The sequence below is a fragment of the Amycolatopsis arida genome, assembly GCF_900115565.1.
GTDB lineage: Bacteria > Actinomycetota > Actinomycetes > Mycobacteriales > Pseudonocardiaceae > Yuhushiella > Yuhushiella arida.
In genome coordinates this window covers 103,175-123,007 of the sequence record NZ_FOWW01000006.1, presented here as the reverse complement: position 1 = coordinate 123,007, position 19,833 = coordinate 103,175, and the positions used below count along the sequence as shown (strand labels likewise).

At 73.8% G+C, this 19,833-nt stretch carries 18 protein-coding genes; 17 read left to right on the top strand and 1 reads right to left on the bottom strand.

Translation table 11 applies throughout. The features are described from left to right. Positions 1–66: 66 nt before the first annotated feature. The 16 genes from murG (at position 67) to BM051_RS18140 (ending at position 18,436) form a co-directional block, all read left to right on the top strand. On the top strand, positions 67–1,143 hold the full coding sequence (gene murG / locus BM051_RS18215) for an undecaprenyldiphospho-muramoylpentapeptide beta-N-acetylglucosaminyltransferase (protein WP_243859371.1): 1,077 nt from the start codon (positions 67–69) through the stop codon (positions 1,141–1,143). Continuing rightward, on the top strand, positions 1,136–2,554 hold the full coding sequence (gene murC, locus BM051_RS18210; protein WP_092532112.1) for a UDP-N-acetylmuramate--L-alanine ligase: 1,419 nt from the start codon (positions 1,136–1,138) through the stop codon (positions 2,552–2,554). The genes murG and murC overlap by 8 nt, the downstream gene beginning before the upstream one ends. Before the next feature lie 167 nt (positions 2,555–2,721). Beyond that, on the top strand, positions 2,722–3,453 hold the full coding sequence (locus BM051_RS18205) for a cell division protein FtsQ/DivIB (protein WP_243859306.1): 732 nt from the start codon (positions 2,722–2,724) through the stop codon (positions 3,451–3,453). Between the two features lie 259 nt (positions 3,454–3,712). Beyond that, positions 3,713–4,996 (top strand): cell division protein FtsZ, encoded by a 1,284-nt coding sequence (gene ftsZ / locus BM051_RS18200; RefSeq protein ID WP_092531520.1) that lies wholly within the window; start codon positions 3,713–3,715, stop codon positions 4,994–4,996. Positions 4,997–5,062: 66 nt separating this feature from the next. After that, on the top strand, positions 5,063–5,776 hold the full coding sequence (gene pgeF, locus BM051_RS18195; RefSeq protein WP_092531518.1) for a peptidoglycan editing factor PgeF: 714 nt from the start codon (positions 5,063–5,065) through the stop codon (positions 5,774–5,776). Then, the gene (locus BM051_RS18190; protein WP_092531516.1) at positions 5,773–6,510 is read left to right on the top strand and encodes a YggS family pyridoxal phosphate-dependent enzyme; all 738 of its coding nucleotides are present in this window, start codon (positions 5,773–5,775) and stop codon (positions 6,508–6,510) included. The genes pgeF and BM051_RS18190 overlap by 4 nt, the downstream gene beginning before the upstream one ends. Positions 6,511–6,584: 74 nt before the next feature. Continuing rightward, entirely contained in the window at positions 6,585–7,208 is a 624-nt protein-coding gene (locus BM051_RS18185; protein ID WP_092531514.1) for a cell division protein SepF, read from the top strand. Between the two features lie 26 nt (positions 7,209–7,234). Further along, positions 7,235–7,519 (top strand): YggT family protein, encoded by a 285-nt coding sequence (locus BM051_RS18180; RefSeq protein WP_092532109.1) that lies wholly within the window; start codon positions 7,235–7,237, stop codon positions 7,517–7,519. 50 nt (positions 7,520–7,569) lie between these two features. Continuing rightward, positions 7,570–8,415 (top strand): DivIVA-like cell division protein Wag31, encoded by an 846-nt coding sequence (gene wag31, locus BM051_RS18175; RefSeq protein WP_092531512.1) that lies wholly within the window; start codon positions 7,570–7,572, stop codon positions 8,413–8,415. Between the two features lie 220 nt (positions 8,416–8,635). Then, positions 8,636–9,292 (top strand): hypothetical protein, encoded by a 657-nt coding sequence (locus BM051_RS18170; protein ID WP_092531510.1) that lies wholly within the window; start codon positions 8,636–8,638, stop codon positions 9,290–9,292. Positions 9,293–9,609: 317 nt separating this feature from the next. Further along, positions 9,610–12,789, top strand: a complete 3,180-nt coding sequence (gene ileS, locus BM051_RS18165) for an isoleucine--tRNA ligase (RefSeq protein ID WP_092531508.1) — start codon at positions 9,610–9,612, stop codon at positions 12,787–12,789. Between the two features lie 74 nt (positions 12,790–12,863). Beyond that, positions 12,864–13,145 (top strand): hypothetical protein, encoded by a 282-nt coding sequence (locus BM051_RS18160; RefSeq protein ID WP_092531506.1) that lies wholly within the window; start codon positions 12,864–12,866, stop codon positions 13,143–13,145. 211 nt (positions 13,146–13,356) lie between these two features. Then, positions 13,357–14,745 (top strand): sensor histidine kinase, encoded by a 1,389-nt coding sequence (locus BM051_RS18155; RefSeq protein ID WP_092532107.1) that lies wholly within the window; start codon positions 13,357–13,359, stop codon positions 14,743–14,745. Beyond that, positions 14,742–15,401 (top strand): response regulator transcription factor, encoded by a 660-nt coding sequence (locus BM051_RS18150; RefSeq protein WP_092531504.1) that lies wholly within the window; start codon positions 14,742–14,744, stop codon positions 15,399–15,401. Before BM051_RS18155 ends, BM051_RS18150 begins: the two co-directional genes overlap by 4 nt. Before the next feature lie 242 nt (positions 15,402–15,643). Beyond that, positions 15,644–17,203: an SLC13 family permease gene (locus BM051_RS18145; protein ID WP_243859307.1), complete on the top strand. Its 1,560-nt coding sequence runs from the start codon at positions 15,644–15,646 to the stop codon at positions 17,201–17,203. 51 nt (positions 17,204–17,254) lie between these two features. Continuing rightward, a complete protein-coding gene (locus BM051_RS18140; protein ID WP_092531500.1) occupies positions 17,255–18,436 on the top strand; it encodes a glycerate kinase family protein in 1,182 nt (393 codons plus the stop codon). Positions 18,437–18,464: 28 nt separating this feature from the next. On the opposite strand, the gene BM051_RS18135 is transcribed toward BM051_RS18140, so the two are convergent. Further along, the gene (locus BM051_RS18135) at positions 18,465–18,716 is read right to left on the bottom strand and encodes a hypothetical protein (protein ID WP_166677623.1); all 252 of its coding nucleotides are present in this window, start codon (positions 18,714–18,716) and stop codon (positions 18,465–18,467) included. Between the two features lie 169 nt (positions 18,717–18,885). Between BM051_RS18135 and BM051_RS18130 the strand changes: the two genes are divergently transcribed. Further along, positions 18,886–19,680 carry a PPOX class F420-dependent oxidoreductase gene (locus BM051_RS18130; RefSeq protein WP_092531498.1) on the top strand — a complete coding sequence of 265 codons (795 nt, stop codon included), beginning with the start codon at positions 18,886–18,888 and terminating at the stop codon, positions 19,678–19,680. Positions 19,681–19,833: the final 153 nt, after the last annotated feature.

Genomic DNA, 19,833 nt, shown 5'->3' with positions numbered 1-19,833 from the left:
GCACCCGAGCCCGAGTCAGGACCGGGGAGCGCCAGCGCCGCCGCGCGGGGCAGGGCACCCACGGTCGTGGTCGCCGGCGGCGGCACCGCCGGCCACATCGAGCCCGCGCTCGCGCTCGCCGACGCCGTCCGCCGGCTGCGGCCGGACGCCACGGTCGTCGCGCTGGGCACCGAGCGCGGGCTGGAGCGCACCCTCGTGCCCGACCGCGGGTACCTGCTGGAGCTGATCCCGCCGGTGCCGCTGCCCCGCAAGCCCACGGCGGAGCTGCTGCGGCTGCCGCTGCGGGTGCGAAACTCGGTGCGCCGCACCCGGGCCGTGCTGGACCGGGTCGGCGCCGACGTCGTCGTCGGGTTCGGCGGCTACGTCGCGTTGCCGGCCTACCTGGCCGCGCGCGGGCGGGTGCCGATCGTGGTGCACGAGGCGAACAAGCACGCCGGGCTGGCGAACAAGGTGGGCGCCCGGTTCGCCAGCAGGGTCGCGGTCGCCGCGCCCGGCACGGCGCTGCCGGGTGCCGAGGTGGTCGGCATCCCGTTGCGCCGCTCCATCACCACCCTGGATCGGACCGCGCTGCGTGCCGAGGCGCGGAAGCACTTCGGGCTCGATCCCGACGCGCCGACGCTGCTGGTGTTCGGCGGCTCGCAGGGGGCCCGCTCGATCAACGCCGCGGTGTCCGGCGCCGCGCGGGAGCTGGCCGAGGCGGGGGTCGGCGTGCTGCACGCGCACGGGCCGAAGAACACGCTGGTGGTGCGGGAGTTCTCGGGTCGCCCCGGCTACGTCCCGGTGCCCTACCTGGAGCGGATGGACCTGGCCTACGCCGCCGCGGACGTGGTGCTGTGCCGGTCCGGTGCGATGACCGTGGCCGAGGTGTCCGCGGTGGGGCTGCCGGCGGTGTTCGTGCCGCTGCCGCACGGCAATGGCGAGCAGGCGCTCAACGCCCAACCGGCGGTCGAGGCCGGCGCGGCCCTACTGGTCGAGGACTCCGCCCTGACGCCGCGAACCGTGGTCGAGAAGGTGCTGCCGCTGGTGACCAACCCGCAGCGGGTGGCGGCGATGAGCGCGGCCGCGGTCGGCCTCGGCCACCGCGAGGCGGACGAGGTGCTGGCGAGGATGGTGCTGGAGGCTGTGGGTGACCGGGGTGCCTGAGACGACTGTTCCCGAGGTGCTGCGGCGGGCGCACCTGATCGGCATCGGCGGTGCCGGGATGAGCGGCATCGCGCGGATCCTGCTGGCCAGGGGCGCACGGGTGTCCGGGTCGGACGCGAAGGACTCGCGAGCCGTGCTCACCCTGCGCGCGCAGGGCGCCGAGATCGGTGTCGGGCAGCGGCCGGAGAACCTGGACGCGTTTTCCGGCGGCCCGTCCGCGGTGGTGGTGTCCACCGCGATCAAGGAGTCCAACCCCGAGCTGCGGGCCGCGCGCGAGCGGGGCGTGCCGGTGCTGCACCGCGCCGAGGCGCTGGCGGCGCTGATGGCCGGCCACCGGGTGGCCTGCGTCGCCGGGACGCACGGCAAGACCTCCACCACGTCGATGCTCACCGTCGCGTTGCAGCGCTGCCGGCTGGACCCGTCGTTCGCCATCGGCGGCGACCTCAACGAGTCCGGCGCCAACGCCCACCACGGCGACGGTGGGGTGTTCGTCGCCGAGGCCGACGAGAGCGACGGCTCGTTCCTGTCCTACACCCCGTCGGTGGCGGTGGTGACCAACGTCGAGCCCGACCACCTGGACCACCACGGCACCGCCGAGGCGTACACGGCGGTGTTCGACGAGTTCGTCGGCCGGATCGCCCCCGGCGGCGTGCTGATCGCCTGCGCGGACGACCATGGCGCCGACCGGCTGGCCGACCGCGCGGCCGCGGCCGGGGTGCGGGTGCGCCGGTACGGCCGTGGTGTCACCGGGCCGGACGACGCGCGGGTGCTGGAGTACACGCCCACCGAGGACGGCGGCACCGTGCACGTGTCGGTGCAGGGAGAGAAGCTCGCGGTCCGGGTGGCCGTGCCGGGCGAGCACATGGCGCTCAACGCCGTCGCTGCGCTGCTGGCGGGGATGGAGCTCGGCGCGCCGGCCGAGTGTCTCGCCGAGGGGCTGGCCGCGTTCGGCGGCGTGCGGCGCCGGTTCGAGTTCAAGGGCCGCTCCGGTGACGTGCGGGTCTACGACGACTACGCCCACCACCCCACCGAGGTCGCCGCGCAGCTGCGCGCGGCGCGGCACGCCGCCGGCTCCGGCCGGCTGGTGGTGGTCTTCCAGCCGCACCTGTACTCGCGCACCAAGGCGTTCGCCGCCGAGTTCGCCGCGGCGCTCTCCCTCGCCGACGAGGTCGTGGTGCTCGACGTCTACGGCGCGCGCGAGGAACCCGAGCCGGGGGTGAGCGGGGCGCTGGTCGCCCGGCGGATCGAGGCCGTTCCGGCGCACTACGAGCCGGCCTTCGACCGGGCCGCGGTGCTCGCCGCCGACCTGGTGCGGTCCGGCGACCTGCTGATCACCATGGGTGCGGGGGACGTCACCCAGCTCGGCCCGGAGATCGTCGCCGAGCTCGATCGGCGCGCCGAGCGGGGATAGCGGTGCGCACGGCCAGCCAGCGTCCGGACCGGCGGCGCTCCAGCCGGCGGGGCCGGCCGACCGAGCGGGTCCGCCGGGACCGGAGCGACCGGGCCGGCGTCGACCCGGCCAGGGGCGACCGGGAAAGGGCTGACCGGGACAGGAGCGCTCGGGGAAGGGGTGAGGCCGTGCGCAGCCGGCGGGGGCGCCGGCCGCCCAGCGCCCGGGCGCGCACCGGCACCCGGCCCAGCCGGCGCAAGGCGCTGCGCCGGCGCTGGGTGGCGCTGCTCAGCGTGCTCACCGTCGTCGGGCTGGGCTACGTGCTGCTGTTCACCCCGCTGCTGTCGGTGCGCACGGTCGAGGTGCTCGGCCTGCACGGGCTGTCCACCGACCAGGTGATCGCGGCCGCCCAGGTGCCCGAGGAGCGGCCGATGCTGCGGGTGGACACCGACGAGATCCGCGACCGCGTGCTGGCTCTGCCCGGGGTGGCCACCGCCGAGGTCTCCCGCTCGTGGCCGTCGACAATCGAGATCACCATCACCGAGCGCACCGCGATCGGCTTCTTCGACACCGGGGAGTCGCTGCATCTGGTGGACGCCTCCGGGGTGGCGTTCAAGGAGGTGCCGGAGCGGCCCGAGGGGCTGCCCGAGCTGCGGCTGCCCAGGGTGACGCCGGACGATCCGACCACCAGGGCGGTGACCGCCGTGCTCGACACGATCCCGGGGCCGCTGCGGGAGCGGGTGGTGGCCGCCGGTGCGCGGACGCCGGGCAGCGTCGAGCTCACCCTGGCCGACGGCAAGACCGTCCGCTGGGGAGACGCCGAGCAGACCGAGCGCAAGGCCAAGGTGCTGGCCGCGCTGCTCACCAGGGAGGGCGACACCTACGACGTGTCCAGCCCGGAGCTGCCCACCGTGTCCTGACCGGTTCGCTCGCGTGCCGCCGGCCTCGGGGAGACGGCGAAGCAGACGGAATAGCAGACGGAAAGCACTGTGGCGAAACACGTTTGGGGACACACGGCGTGGCTGCTGGATTCACGCCTCCCGGATGCCTACCGTCCTGCACGACGTTGGTAGTTGACATAACTCTGAGCCTTGAGTTGAGGTTGAGGGTTTCTGGCCGGAGAGCGGACCACCGACCAACGCGCAGTACGAACGAACCACGATCAGGAAGGCGACTCCGATGACGCCCCCGCACAACTACCTCGCGGTGATCAAGGTCGTCGGCATCGGCGGCGGCGGCGTGAACGCCGTCAATCGCATGATCGAGGTCGGCCTGAAGGGCGTCGAGTTCATCGCGGTGAACACCGACGCCCAGGCCCTGCTGATGTCCGACGCCGACGTCAAGCTCGACATCGGCCGCGAGCTCACCCGCGGGCTCGGTGCCGGTGCCGCCCCCGAGGTCGGGCAGCGGGCCGCCGAGGACCACCGCGAGGAGATCGAGGAGGTCCTCAAGGGCGCCGACATGGTGTTCGTCACCGCGGGCGAGGGCGGTGGCACCGGCACCGGTGGCGCCCCGGTCGTCGCCCAGATCGCGCGCAAGCTCGGCGCGCTGACCATCGGTGTGGTCACCCGGCCCTTCTCCTTCGAGGGCAAGCGGCGCAGCAAGCAGGCCGAGGACGGGATCCAGTCGCTGCGCAACGAGTGCGACACGCTCATCGTGATCCCCAACGACCGGCTGCTGCAGCTCGGCGACATCGGGGTCAGCCTGATGGACGCCTTCCGCTCGGCCGACGAGGTGCTGCTCTCCGGCGTCCAGGGCATCACCGACCTGATCACCACGCCCGGCCTGATCAACCTGGACTTCGCCGACGTCAAGAGCGTCATGTCCGGCGCGGGCAGCGCGCTGATGGGCATCGGCTCGGCGCGCGGCGAGGGGCGTGCCGTGCAGGCCGCCGAGAAGGCCATCAACTCGCCGCTGCTCGAGGCGTCGATGGACGGCGCGCACGGCGCGCTGCTGTCCATCGCCGGTGGCTCCGACCTGGGCCTGTTCGAGATCAACGAGGCCGCGTCGCTGGTGCAGGAGTCGGCCCACCCGGACGCCAACATCATCTTCGGCACGATCATCGACGACTCCCTCGGCGACGAGGTGCGGGTCACCGTGATAGCCGCGGGCTTCGACTCCGGCGCGCCGACCCACAAGAAGCTCGAGCCGTCGTCGTTCGGCTCCCGCAACGGGTCCACCGCCACCGCCGAGGCCGGCCGGGTCGGCGGTGGCGGCTCGACCCCGCCGTCCGGCACGCAGCAGCCCGTGGGTGGCGGCCGGCCGGGTGGAGGCGCGCCACCGCGCCCGCAGCCGCCCGGCAGTGGCTCGCAGTCCGGCTCGCTCCCGCAGCCCGGACCCGGCGGCGTCGGCGGCTACCCCAGTCCGCGGGCCGGGCAGGGCAGCCTGCCCGGTCGCGCGGTACCGGTCACCGACGACCCCTCCGACGACGAGGTCGACGTTCCTCCCTTCATGCGCCGATAGCCTCGGCGCGGCCGAGCTCGCGTGCCGGATAGGGTCGGGGTAGTCGGCCGAGCGGAGGGGCGATTGGTGCGGATTCGTCGGGTGGTCACGACCAGGGCGGGCGGCGCCTCGCGGCCGCCGTACGACAGTTTCAACCTCGGCGACCACGTCGGCGACGATCCGGCCGCGGTAACGGCCAATCGGGCCAGGCTGGCCGCCGAGCTCGGGTTGCCCGAGCGGCGGATCGCGTGGATGGAGCAGGTGCACGGGCGGACCGCCACCATCGTGGGCCCTGTCGGCCCTGACCCCGCCCGGCCGGCCGAGGCCACCGACGCGCTGGTCAGCGCCACCCCTGGGCTCGCGGTCGCCGTCCTCGTCGCCGACTGCGTCCCGGTGCTGCTCGGCGACCCGGAGGCCGGCGTCGTGGCCGCGGTGCACGCCGGAAGGGTGGGCGCCAGGGTCGGCGTGGTGCCGGCGGCGCTGGCCGCGATGCGCTCGGTGGGTGCCGACGTGTCCAGGCTGGAGGCGCTGCTCGGCCCGGCGATCTGCGGGGACTGCTACGAGGTGCCCGCCGCGATGGCCGACGACGTCGAGGCGCACCTGCCGGGTGCCGCGTGCCGCAGCCGGGCCGGCACCCCGGGCCTGGACCTGCGGGCCGGGTTGTGGCGGCAGCTCGCCGACGCCGGGGTGGCCAGGATCGGGGTGGACCCTCGCTGCACCGCGGAGGACGAGACGTTGTTCAGCTACCGCCGCGACGGCACCACCGGCCGGCTGGCGGCGGTGACCTGGGTGGAGGCATGACCGAGCACACCAACCGGAAGGACGAGCTGGCCGCCGCGCTGGCGGCGGTGCGCGCCCGGATCGAGCGGGCCTGTACGGCCGCCGGTCGCGACCCGGCCGAGGTGCGGCTGCTGGCGGTCACCAAGACGTTTCCTGCCGGCGACGCGGCGCTGCTGGCCGACCTCGGGGTGACCGAGCTGGCGGAGAACCGCGACCAGGAGGCCGCGGCCAAGACGCGCGAGGTGGCCCGGCTGCGGCCGGACGCGCCGATCCGCTGGCACATGGTCGGCCAGCTGCAGCGCAACAAGGCCCGCTCGGTGGCCCGGTGGGCCGCGGAGGTCCAGTCCGTCGACTCGGGCCGGCTCGCCGAGGCGCTCGCCAAGGCCGTCCGGAACGCGCGCAACGCCGGCGAGCGGGACCGCGCGCTCGACGTGCTGGTGCAGGTGAGCCTCGATGACGACCCCTCTCGTGGTGGTTGCCGGCTCGATGATCTTAGTGCCGTCGCCCAGATTGTCACCCGTTCAGGTGAGCTGCGGTTGCGCGGCCTGATGGCCGTCGCTCCGCTGGGTGCCGAGCCGGCACCCGCGTTCGCCCGGCTGGCCGAGGCCGCCGCACGGCTCCGCCGGGACCACCCGGACGCCACCGAGCTGTCCGCGGGCATGAGCGGTGACCTGGAGGAGGCCATCGCGCACGGCTCGACCTGTGTGCGTGTCGGAACCGCATTGCTGGGGGGTCGCGGATTAGCCTCGCCCTGAGGGAGTTCACCCAGCGGCGTTCGTGCGCGTGACTCAGCGTCAGGGTGGCCGTTCCGGATGGGCGAGGGAGAGGCATGAGCGCGCTTCAGAGGCTGAAGGCGTACTTCGGCATGGTGCCGGCCGACGGTGACGGCTACGACGGCTATGACAGCTACCACGCCGACGACGACTACCGCCGCGGCTACCCGGACGAGGACGGCTACGACGCCTACGAGCGCGAGCCGGCGCCCCGGCCCCGGGCCAGGGGGCGCTACCACCCCGTCGACGACTACGACGTCGAGCCGGTGCGTGGCCGCGGGTCGCTCGCCGACACCGGCGTGCAGGGCGCGCTCGCCGTCGAGCGCCAGCCCGAGCCGGTGGCGCGGCTGCGACCGGTGCCCGAGCAGCCGCGACCGCGCGACCCGCTGGCCCGGATCACCACGCTGCACCCGACCAGCTACGCTGAGGCACGGGCCATCGGTGAGGCCTACCGGGACGGCATCCCGGTGATCATGAACCTCACCGAGATGGAGAACGCCGACGCCAAGCGGCTCGTCGACTTCGCCGCCGGGCTCGCGTTCGCCCTGCGCGGCTCCATGGACAAGGTCACCAACAAAGTGTTCTTGCTCTCACCGCCGGACGTCGAGGTCACGGCCGAGGACCGGCGGCGGATCGCCGAGGGAGGGCTGTTCCTCCGGCACTCCGATCGTCCCTTCTGAGGGCCGGTTGTGGCAGAGTGAGCGGCGTGGATGCGGTCCGGATAGTCCTCTACTACCTGCTGTTCGCCTTCTGGCTCCTGCTCACGGCGCGGATCGTCGTGGAGCTCGTGCGGGCGTTCGCGCGGGAATGGCGACCCGTCGGGGGGGTTGCGGTAACGCTGGAGACCATCTACACAGTGACGGACCCGCCAGTCCGCGCGGTGCGGCGGATCATCCCGATGGTGCGGATCGGCGGGGTCGGACTGGACTTATCGATTATGGTGCTGCTGTTGGTTGTGTTCATACTGATGCAACTGGCACTGCCCGGGTGACGGGGACCCGGGTGCTGTCCGGCAGGCCATGGAGTGCGTGAGGTGATCTGATGTCGTTGACCCCTGCTGACGTGCATAACGTCGCGTTCAGCAAGCCTCCAATCGGCAAGCGGGGCTACAACGAGGACGAGGTGGATGCCTTCCTCGACCTGGTGGAGACCGAGCTCGCCCGGTTGATCGAGGACAATAACGAGCTGCGGCAGCAGGTCGAGCAGCTCGATGCGGAGTTGGAATCAACCCGTAGCGAGCTGGAAGCCGCCAAGGCCGGCGCGCCGCACCGGGAGGACTCCCGCCGGCTCGCCCCCGTGCCCTCGCCGATGGAGCAGACCCAGACCCACGTCGGGCTGATGGGCGACAACGGCGAGCCCAACGTGCAGGCCGCGAAGGTGCTCGGGCTCGCCCAGGAGATGGCCGACCGGCTGACCGCCGAGGCCAAGACCGAGTCCGACGGCATGCTCGCCGAGGCGCGCACGAAGTCCGAGCAGCTGCTCTCCGACGCCAGGGCCAAGTCGGACTCGATGGTCAACGAGGCGCGCGCCCGCGCGGAGACGATGCTCAACGACGCCCGCACCCGGGCCGAGACGCTCGAGCGGCAGGCCAGGGACAAGGCCACGACGCTGGAGCGCGAGGCGCAGCGCAAGTACACCGAGACGATGAACAACATGAACGCCGAGAAGACCGCGCTCGGCAAGAAGATCGAGGAGCTGCGCACCATCGAGCGGGAGTACCGCACCCGGCTGCGCGGGTTCCTCGAGTCGCAGCTGCGTGAGCTCGACGACCGCGGGTCCGCCGCACCGGCGTCCGCCTCGGCCGGCTCCGGCAAGTCCGGCAGCGGAGGCAGTGGAGGTGGTAGCGGCCAGGGCTACTCCTTCGGTCCGCGGGCCGAGGCAGGCTGACCACCCGCCCCGGCCCGCGTACTGAGCCACGACCGTCACCCCGTGATGTGATCGCCCGCGCGCTCCACCACGTCCCACCCGGATCGCCCGGTGGAGCCGCCCGGCGCCTGCCCGATCCGCCGTCGCCGGGGCACCTGGACCGCACCGGTTCCGGTGCCCCGGCGGGCGGGACCCCGCCCGGCGACTCGGCAATCCCGCCCGCCACATGGTGTAATTCACCGTGCTCTACATCGTCCTGATCCTGGTGTTGGCCGCGCTCGGCGGCGTCGTCACGGCACTCATCACCGCCGACTCGCTGTGGGCCTGGATCTCGATCGCCCTGTCCGCCTTGGCCGGTGTCGTCCTGTTCGTGGACTGGCTGCGCCGGCGCTCGGCGGCTCGGCCGGGCACGGACCACGATGCCGACGAGACCACCGAGCCCGGCGAGGCCGGGGACGCCGAGGACGCCGAGGACGTCACCGCGGAGGCCGCGGACACCGAAGCCGACGCCGGCGAGACCGTGAAGGCCGGGGAGTTCGGAGAGCCGGAAGCAGCCGCGAAGCAGCAGACCGCCCTCCTGCCCGCGGCGGGAGAGCTGCGGAGCGTCGGCGAGTCCGACGAGGGCGCCGGCCGGGTCCCCGACGGTGAGCCGGCCGAAGAGGAGACCGACGCCGCCGACCTGCTGGTCGTCACCGAGCTCGACGACGAGGTGGTCGTCGTCGACGAGCACCCCCGCTACCACCTCACCGAGTGCGACTGGCTGGCCGACCGCGACATCATCCCGATCGCCGTGTCCGAGGCCAGGGAGCTCGGCTTCACCCCGTGTGCCCGCTGCGGCCCCGACGCCACGTTGGCCGCCGCGCACCGCCGCAAGGGCAAGTCCCGCGCCGACCGCTAGGCCACGAAGCACCGACCAGTGGCCCTGGGCTCCGGGGCGGGTGCGTTACGCGGTGGACGGGCGGGTTAACCTGATAGGCACAGGCGTCGATCCGGCCATCACCGGGGAGCCTCCGGAAGAACGGGACCCGGGGTCCTCAGTAGAACCGGACGGGACGGCCCGTCACAGCCGACCAACGAGAGGCCCGCGCCGCCGGCGCGGGCAAACGGGGTGGTACCGCGGAACGCTCGCCGGGCGGTGGGCGTGTCGTCCCCGTGTGGCCAGCCGGACCAGTGCCGGCGAACCGGACGAGAGACGACCCGCGAGGAGCGCACCGGATGTACCCCAAGGCCTCGGTCGGTGACCTTCCCCCCGCCCAGGTGCCCGCCCAGCCGTCCTTCCCGGAGCTGGAGGAGGCGGTGCTGGCGTACTGGGAGGCCGACCGCACCTTCACCGCGAGCGTGGAGGCGCGCGAGCCGGGGACCAACGGGGCCAACGAGTACGTCTTCTACGACGGCCCCCCGTTCGCCAACGGGCTGCCGCACTACGGCCACCTGCTCACCGGGTACGTCAAGGACGTCGTGCCGCGCTACCAGACCATGCGCGGTCGCCGGGTGGAGCGCCGGTTCGGCTGGGACACCCACGGCCTGCCCGCCGAGCTCGAGGCCATGCGCCAGCTCGGCATCACCGAGAAGGCCGAGATCGACGAGATGGGCGTGGCCACGTTCAACGCGGCCTGCCGCGAGTCGGTGCTGCGGTACACCAAGGAGTGGCAGGACTACGTCACCCGCCAGGCCCGCTGGGTGGACTTCGACAACGACTACAAGACGCTCGACGCCACCTACATGGAGTCGGTGATCTGGGCGTTCAAGCAGCTCTGGGACAAGGGTCTGGTCTACGAGGGCTACCGGGTGCTGCCGTACTGCTGGCGGGACGAGACGCCGCTGTCCAACCACGAGCTGCGGATGGACGACGACGTCTACCAGAGCCGGCAGGACCCGGCGGTGACCATCGGGTACCGCGTCGAGGGCAACGGCGGTGCCCTCGCCGAACTCGACGGCGCCTACCTGCTGATCTGGACCACGACGCCGTGGACGGTGCCGGCCAACCTCGCCGCCGCCGTCCACCCCGACGTCGACTACGTCATGGTGGAGGGGCCCGAGGGGCGCCGGTTCCTGCTCGCCGAGGCGCGGGTCGCCGCCTACGCCAGGGAGCTGGGCGAGAACCCGCGGGTACTGGCCCGCTACCAGGGCGCCGACCTGCTCGGCACCCGCTACGCCCCACCGTTCCCGTACTTCGCCGGGCACGACAACGCCCACCGCGTGCTGGCCGCCGACTACGTCACCACCGAGGACGGCACCGGCATCGTCCACATCGCACCGGCCTATGGCGAGGAGGACAAGGTGGTGACCGACGCCGCCGGCATCGAGCCGGTGACGCCGGTGGACTCGAAGGGCTGCTTCGACGCGCAGGTGCCCGACTACGCGGGCCAGCAGGTGTTCGAGGCCAACCCCAACATCATCCGCGACCTGAAGAACGGCACCGGGTCCGCGGCGAGCCAGGGCGCGGTGCTGCTCCGGCACGAGACCTACGAGCACCCCTACCCGCACTGCTGGCGTTGTCGCAGCCCGCTCATCTACCGGGCGGTGTCATCGTGGTTCGTCGCGGTCAGCCGGTTCAAGGACCGGATGGTCGAGCTGAACCAGCAGATCACCTGGTACCCGGAGCACGTGAAGGACGGCCAGTTCGGCAAGTGGCTGGAGAACGCCCGCGACTGGTCGATCTCCCGCAATCGGTACTGGGGCACGCCGATCCCGGTGTGGGTGTCGGACGACCCGGCGCACCCGCGGGTCGACGTGTACGGCTCGCTGGACGAGCTGGAGCGCGACTTCGGGGTGCGGCCGACCGACCTGCACCGGCCCTTCATCGACGAGCTGACCCGGCCGAACCCGGACGACCCGACCGGCCGGTCGACCATGCGTCGGGTGCCGGAGGTGCTCGACGTCTGGTTCGACTCCGGGTCGATGCCCTATGCCCAGGTGCACTACCCGTTCTCCAACGCCGACTGGTTCGAGCACCACTACCCCGGTGACTTCATCGTCGAGTACATCGGGCAGACCCGCGGCTGGTTCTACACACTGCACGTGCTGGCCACCGCGCTGTTCGACCGGCCGGCGTTCCGCACCTGCGTGTCGCACGGCATCGTGCTCGGCTCGGACGGGCAGAAGATGTCGAAGTCGCTGCGCAACTATCCGGACGTCAACGAGGTGTTCGCCCGGGACGGCTCCGACGCGATGCGCTGGTACCTGATGTCCAGCCCCATCCTGCGCGGCGGCAACCTGATCGTCACCGACAAGGGCATCCGGGACGCGGTGCGCCAGGCCGTGCTGCCGCTATGGAACTCGTACTACTTCCTCGCGCTCTACGCCAACGCCGAGGGGATCCAGGGGCGGTGGCGCACCGACTCGCGCCACGTGCTGGACCGGTACGTGCTGGCCAAGACGCACGAGCTGGTGACCGACGTGCGACACGCGCTGGACACCTACGACGTGGCCGCAAGCTGCGCGCTCGTCCGGGACTTTCTCGAGGTGCTCACCAACTGGTACGTGCGCCGGTCGCGGGACCGGTTCTGGGCCGGCGAACAGGACGCGATCGACACCCTGCACACCGTGCTGGAGGTGACCTGCCGGGTGCTGGCGCCGCTGCTGCCGCTGACCACGGAGGTGGTGTGGCGCGGGCTGACCGGTGGCCGCTCGGTGCACCTCACCGACTGGCCGGTGGCCGAGCGGCTGCCGGCCGACGCGGCGCTGGTCACCGCGATGGACCGGGTGCGGCAGGTGTGCTCCTCGGCGCTGTCCCTGCGCAAGGCGAACAAGCTGCGGGTGCGGCTGCCGCTGCCCCGACTCGTGGTCGCCGCCGGCGACGTGGACGTGCTGCGGGACTTCACCGACATCGTGCGCGACGAGGTGAACGTCAAGAGCGTCGAGCTGACCACCGACGTCGCCGCGCACGGCCGGTTCGAGGTCGGGGTGAACGCCCGCGTGGCCGGTCCCCGACTGGGCAAGGACGTGCAGCGGGTGATCAGGGCGGTGAAGGCGGGGGAGTGGTCCACCACCCCGGGGGGCGCCGTGGTCGCGGCCGGAATCGAGCTGGCCGAGGGCGAGTACGAGCGGCGGCTGGTGGCCGAGGACTCCGGGGCGGCGGCGGAGCTGCCCGGCGGGTCCGGGCTGGTGCTGCTGGACACCGAGGTGACCCCGGAGCTGGCCGAGGAGGGCGTGGCCAGGGACCTGGTGCGGGTGGTGCAGCAGGCCCGCAGGGAGGCCGACCTGGACGTGGCCGACCGGATCACGCTCACCGTCGACGCGCCGGACGGGGTGGTCACGGCGGCGCGGGCGCACGAGGAGTTCCTGGCCGCGGAGACCCTCGCCCGCTCCGTGCGGTACGACGAGCTGACCGACGGGTTCGCCGGCACCGTGGGTGACGGGGTGCCGGTGACCGTCGCGGTGGCCAGGGCCTGACCGGTGGGGCCGAGATGAAGGAATCTTCATCGTCGGCTCATCCCGCTTTCGCCGGCGCGGACGAGGCTGGGGGCATGGGTCGCGCTCCCCGGATCGCCGCGCTGGTCGCCGTGCTCGCGCTGCCGGTGTGCGCCGCGCTGGCGGCGGTGTTCCTGGTCGGCGACCCGGCGCCCCCGGCGGTGCCGGCCGTCGTACGGATCGGGGAGTCGCCCCCGGCGCCGCTGCCCACCACGTCGGGTCCGGCGCCGACCACGTCACCGAGCACCGCGACCAGCACGTCCGAGCCGACCCGGTTGCCGCCGCCGCCCCCGGTGGACGACGACGACGTGGACGACGGGCCGGACGATGACGACTGACCGGGAGCCTGGCCAGCGGGACACGGCCGCGCGACGACCGTCGAGCATCGACCGTGTCTCGGCGAGGGAGGAGTGCGGTCCAGCGGGCACGGCCGCGCGACGGCCGCCGAGCGTGGAGCGCCCTCCGGGGTGGGAGGAGTGCGGCCCAGACGACACCCTTTCGCTGCCGCGGCCGGGCCGGGGGCCGAGGGTGCCGGCGCGGGTGCAGATCATGGGCTGGCTCGTGCTGGTGATGGCCGCCGGGCTGGCGGCGGTGGTGCTGCTGGTGGCCCGGTTCGAGTACACCGCCCTCACCGACCGGGTGAACCGGGGGTTGGAGCAGGACGCCGCGGAGTTCCACCAGTTCGCCGCGGCGGGGGTCGACCCGGCGACGGGCGGTCGGATCACCGATCCGGACGCGCTGTTCCGCCGGCACCTCGCCGCCCAGTACACCGACCGGGCGGAGCTGCTGGTCGGTGTGGTCGACCACGGCGGCCGGCTGGGCACCGTGCGGCAGGTGGACGCGTCGGTGCAGGACTTCCCGCTGGACGACGCTATGCTCGGGGAGATCGTGCGGGCCCCGGCCAGCGAGGGGGTGCTGGCGACGCCGGCAGGGCAGCTGCGCTGGGTGCGGGTGGCGGTCGACTCCCAGCCGCGGTCGTGGTTCGTCGCCGGATTCGTCACCGGCCCGGTGCTGGCCGACGCCGACGCGACGGTGCGGACGCTGGTGCTGGTCGGCGCCGTGGCACTGCTGCTGGCCGCGGCCGTGTCGTGGGTGGTGGCCGGGCAGATCCTGGCGCCGGTGCGCACCGTGCGGCTGGCGGCCGCGTCGCTGACCGAGGCCGACCTCACCCGGCGGATCCCGGTGCGCGGGCGGGACGACATCGCGGCGCTGGCCGAGCAGTTCAACGCGATGCTGGACCGGTTGGCGAAGGCGTTCCGCACGCGGCGGGACTTCCTGGACGACGCGGGGCACGAGCTGCGCACGCCGATCACGATCGTCCGCGGGCACCTGGAGCTGCTGGGTGACGATCCGGCCGAGCGGGCCGAGGTGGTCCGGCTGTGCACCGACGAGCTGGACCGGATGGCGCGGATCGTCGACGACCTGCTGCTGCTGGCCAAGGCCGAGCAGCCGGACTTCGTCCGTCCGCAGTGGACGTCCATTCCGGAGTTGACCAGCGACATCGACGCGAAGGTGCGGGCGCTGGCGCCGCGGGCGTGGACGATGGAGGCGCTCGGTGAGGGCGAGGCGGAGGTGGACCCGCAGCGGGTGACGCAGGCGGTGCTGCAGTTGGCGCAGAACGCGGTGCAGCACACCGCGGAGGGCGACCTCGTGCGGATCGGTTCCGCGCTGACCGGCGGGATGGTGTCGTTCTGGGTGACCGACACCGGCCCCGGGGTCGACCCCGCGGAGGCACCGCGGATCTTCGAGCGGTTCGCCAGGGGCGCGGCCGGTGCCGGGCGCCGGGGCGGCGCCGGGCTGGGGTTGGCGATCGTGAAGGCGATCGCCGAGGCGCACGGTGGCCGGACGGTGGTGCTGTCGCGGCCGGGAGAGGGCGCGACGTTCGGGATCGAGTTGCCGGTGGGTGGCGCGGTCACGAGTCGGGGAGGTACCGAATGAGCCGGATTCTCATCGCCGAGGACGAGGATCGGATCGCCGCGTTCGTGGAGAAGGGGCTGCGCGCCAACGGTTTCGGTACCGAGGTGGTGGCCGACGGGGAGGCCGCGCTGGCGGCGGCGGTCACCGGGGACTTCGACCTCGTGGTGCTGGACCTGGGGTTGCCGCGCCGGGACGGGTTCGCCGTGCTGCGGGCGATGCGCGCGGCACGGGTGACGACGCCGGTGATCATCCTGACCGCGCGGGACTCGGTGCACGACACCGTGGCGGGGTTGGAGGGTGGCGCCGACGACTACATGACCAAGCCGTTCCGGTTCGAGGAGCTGCTGGCCAGGGTGCGGCTGCGGTTGCGACCGGCCGACCGGGCACCCGAGGTGACCGTCCTGCGGCACGACGGGTTGTCCCTGGACCTGCGCACCCGCAGGGCGAGCGTCGGTGAGGAGACGGTGGACCTGACCGCGCGGGAGTTCGCCTTGCTGGAGCTGTTCCTGCGGCACCCGGGGCAGGTGCTGTCGCGGGCGCAGATCCTCTCGCACGTCTGGGGGTACGACTTCGACCCGGGGTCCAATGTGGTCGATGTCTACGTGCGGACGCTGCGGCGGAAGCTGGGCGCCGACCGGATCGAGACGGTGCGCGGGATGGGCTACCGGCTGGGTTGACCTCGGCCCGAAGCGGCACTCGGAACCGGCGGGGCTCATCGCACCGCCGCGATCGAACGTGTCGCGCGACCGGTGCGCTACGGCTTCGCCCGGCGCCCGGATGAAGAGCCTCTCATCCGGCTTTCACGAACGGTTCAGCGGCGAGCGCGACGCTGTTCGATATGAGCGCGGTGGGGAACACGGTCGTGGAGCCGGTGGCGGAGCCTCGCCCCGATCGAGGCGGGGCGGGGCGGGGTGCGGCCGTGACGCGCCAACACGCGTCGCACGAGCACGTGTCGTACCGGCACACTCCGACCGGGCGCTCCACGCGCCGGGACCCGGCGGGCGACGTGCCCACCGTGCCGCTGCCGGTCGGCGCCGCTGCGCCCACTCGGAGGACCGCCCGCTGGGGATGGTGGCTCGCCGGGGCCGGTGTCGCCGCGGGGCTGCTCGCGGCGCTCGCCGTCGCGCTGCCAGGGCCGGACCAGGGTCTTCCGGCCGAAGGGCGCGTCGCGCTGGTGGTGTTCGCCGCCGCCGTGCTCGCCTGGACCCTCTCCCGGCTCGACGACACCTTCGTCGGGCTCGCCGCGGTCCTCGTGCTCGTCGCCGCGGGCGTGCTGGCCCCGGACACCCTCTTCTCCGCACTGGGCGGGGACATCGTCTGGCTGCTCATCGCCGCCTTCGTCCTCGCCGCCGGGCTCACCGCCACCGGACTGCCCGTCCGCCTCGCCGTGCTGCTCTGCGCCCGCGCTCGCTCGGTGCGCCAGCTCGCCCACCTGGTCACCGCCGCGCTCGTGCTCACCGCGCTCGCCGTGCCGTCCACCTCCGGCCGCGCGGCGGTGGCCCTGCCCGTCTTCCTGGCCCTGGCCGAGGCCCTGCGCGATCGGACCGCGGTGGTCCGCGCCCTCGCCCTGCTCTTCCCGACGGTGATCCTGCTGTCCGCGATCGCGACGCTGATCGGCGCCGGCGCCCACATGATCACCGTGCGACTGCTCACCGACATGACCGGCGCTGGCATCTCCTACGGCCACTGGCTCCTGCTGGGACTGCCGTTCGCGGTGCTGACCGCGCACCTGGCCACGGAGCTGGTGCTGCTGCTGATGACCCGCCGCCGCGACCGGGCCGGAACGCTCCGGCTCAGCGCCGACCGGCTGGCCGCGCACGCCGGCGTCCCCGTGCGCGGCCCGCTCGACGCCGCCCAGTGGCGGGCGCTCGCGATCATCGCGGTCGTGGTCACGCTGTGGAGCACCGAGCCGCTGCACGGCGCGCCGCCCGCGCTGGTCGCCCTGCTCGGCGCGGTGCTGATCACCGCGCCCGGGCTCGGCACCACCCGCATGGCGCCGGCGCTGGCCGGCGTGCCGTGGTCGCTGCTGCTGTTCATGGTGAGCACCGCCGTCCTCGGTGGCGCGCTCGCGACGTCCGGCGCGGCGAGCTGGCTCGGCACCGCGCTGCTGGGCGTGCCGGCCGGCCACGGCGTCGGGTTCCTGGTGCTGGTCGTCGGGATCAGCCTGACCGCGCACCTGGTGCTGCAGTCCCGGTCGGCCCGGTCGTCGGTGCTGGTGCCGCTGGTGATCCCGCTGGCCGCGGGGTTGGGGCTGAACCCCGCGGCGGTGGCGTTCGCGTCCACCGCGGCCGCCGGCTTCTGCCACACGCTGCCCGCGTCCGCCAAGCCGGTGGCGCTGTTCGGGGCGGTCACCGAGGCGCCCACCTACCGCCGGTCCGACCTGCTGCGGCTGGCGGTGCTGCTCGGCCCCCTGGTCGGGGCGATGGTCGTGGGGTTCGCGCTGGTCGGCTGGCCGGCACTGGGCCTGCCCCTGCGGTGAGCCGGAGAGGTCGCGGAGCCAGGCGGCCCGCAGAACACCGAGGAGGAACGGATGCGCGTCGTGGTGGCCCCGAGCGGGTTCAAGGAGTCCCTGCCGGCCGAGGCGGTCGCCGGCGCGATCGCCGCCGGCCTGCGGCGGGTGGTGCCGGGCGCGGCGGTGGACACCGTGCCGCTGGTGGACGGCGGGGAGGGCTCGGCGCGCACGCTCGCGGAGCTCACCGGCGGCCACCTCGTGCCGGTGACCGTCACCGGGCCGGTCGGGCGGCCCGTCGCGGCGCACGTCGCGGTCCTCGGCGGCGCCGGACCGCGGACCGCCGTGGTCGAGATGGCGGCCGCGGCCGGGTTGCGCCTGGTGCCGCCGGACGCCCGTGATCCCGGCCGCACGGTCACCGACGGGGTGGGGGAGCTGATCCGGGCGGCGGTGGACGCGGGATGCCGGCGGATCATCGTCGGCTGCGGCGACTCCGGCACCTGTGACGGCGGTGCCGGTGCGCTACGGGCCCTCGGGGCGCGGATCCTGGACGGGGCCGGAACCCCGCTGGACTCCGGTGGGTACACCCTGACCGAGGCCGCGCGGCTCGATCTGTCCTGTGTGGACGTTCGTCTGTCCGAAGTGGAGATGATCGTCGCGGGCAACCCGTGCAACGTGCTGACCGGCGAGCGCGGCGTGGCGGCGGTGTTCGGGCCGCAGAAGGGCGCGACACCGGAGCAGGTGGCCTCGCTGTCCGCGGCGATGGAGCAGTGGGCGAAGGTGCTGGAGCACGCCGGCGGTGGTGACCTCCGCCTGATGCCGGGCGGTGGGGCGTCGGGCGGGCTCGGTGCCGGGCTGGCCGGCGCGCTCGGGGCGCGGCTGGTGCCGCGGTTCGACGTGTTCCTCGAGTACGTGGAGCTGGACGCCCGGCTCGCCGCGGCTGACCTGGTGATCACCGCGGAGGGTGCGATCGACGGGCAGACACCGCACGGGAAGGTGCCCGCGGAGGTGGCTCGGCGGGCGAAGCGGTACGGCAAGCCGGTGGTCGCGCTCGCCGGGACCATCGGCGCCGGCGCCGCGGCGGTGCACGACGCCGGAATCGACGCCGTCACCGGGATCCTCACCGCGCCGATGGCCAGGGTCGAGGCGTTCGACCGGGCCGCCGAGCTGGTCGCCGACGCGACGGAGCGGGCCCTCCGGCTCGTGCTCGTCGGCCGCGACCTCGCCATGGCCGGAACCTCGGATCTCGGCCCGGCGGCGTAGGCCCGCCCGCGACGTTCCGGGGGGCCGGTCAGGCGGCCGCGGCCACCCGGGACAGCAGGGCGCGGCCGGCCCCGGTGAGGACCGCGGGGACCCGCTGCCCGACCAGCCCCGGCCGGGCGGGCCGGATGAGACCGTCGTGGGTGAGCGCGTGCGCGGCGAACTGGTCGCAGCACGGCACGCCGTCGACGAACAGGTCCGGCTCGCTGCTGTGGGACACCTGCCCGCGCCCCGCGGCGACGGCGCGGAGCATGGCCAGTGTCCGGTGGCTCGCGGTGTCCATGTCGGGCTCCTTCGGTTGGGCTCTGGAGGCTCTGCACCTACGTCGAACACCGCGGCCGGTTCTCGACACGCTCGGCCGACACGTGTCCGCCCGCGTCTCGCTGTCACGTTCCGGCGGGCTGTCCCGTCCACCCCTCGGAAGGCCGAGCGGGATCCGAAAGGTGGAGATCATGACGGCAGGACGGGAGTTCGTCACGGCGACGACCGGGGTGCTGGGGGCGGCGACGTTCGGCACGGGCGCATGGGCACTGTCCGCGCCCACCTCGTTCGCGGAGTTCGCGGGCTTCGACGTGCACGTGCACTTCCTGCGCGACGCCGGTGCCTTCCAGCTCGGCCTCGGCGCGGGGCTGCTGCTGGCGCTGCTGTGGGCCGACGCGCTCGCCACGGTGCTCGCCGGGTTCCTGCTGGCCACCACCGTGCACACGGTCAACCACGCCGTCGACCTCGATGTGGGCGGATCACCGTGGCAGGCGTGGTCGCTGGGCGCGGCGTCGGTGCTGGTCGCGGCCGCGCTCGCGGTGCGGCTGCGGGCGCTCGGCTTCGTCGTCGGCGCGGTGCCGGCCGCGACCGTGCCGGAGCTGGCACCGTTCGCGCGGCAGAAGACGGTCGCGCTCACCACCTACCGCCGCGACGGCACCCCGGGCCGCACCCCGGTCAGCATCGCCGTCGACGGCGACCGCGCCTACGTGCGCAGCTTCGAGCGGTCGCTCAAGACCAGGCGGCTGCGCCGCGACCCGAAGGCCGAGATCGCGCCGTGCACCGGGCGCGGCGGGCCGCTCCCCGGCCCCGCGGTGCCCGCCGGGGCGCGCCTCCTGGCGGGGGCGGAGGACCGGAACGCCGCGCGGATGCTGCGGCGGAAGTACCCGGTGCTGCACGGGGTGGTCGTTCCGCTGGGGCACCGCGTGCTGCGCTCGCGCACCGGTCGGACCGTCCACTTCGAACTCACCGTCACCGGCGGGCGGTGAGCTGGTCAGCGAGGCCCGGCGTGGCGAGGGGAGGGCTGGAGGTACCCGGGCGGCCAACGCGCCACCGGGTACCTCCAGTGAGCGACGAAGGTCACGACACGCGCACGCGGCGCCCGTTAACGGGGACCCCCGAGCCAGCGATGGTCAGACTGA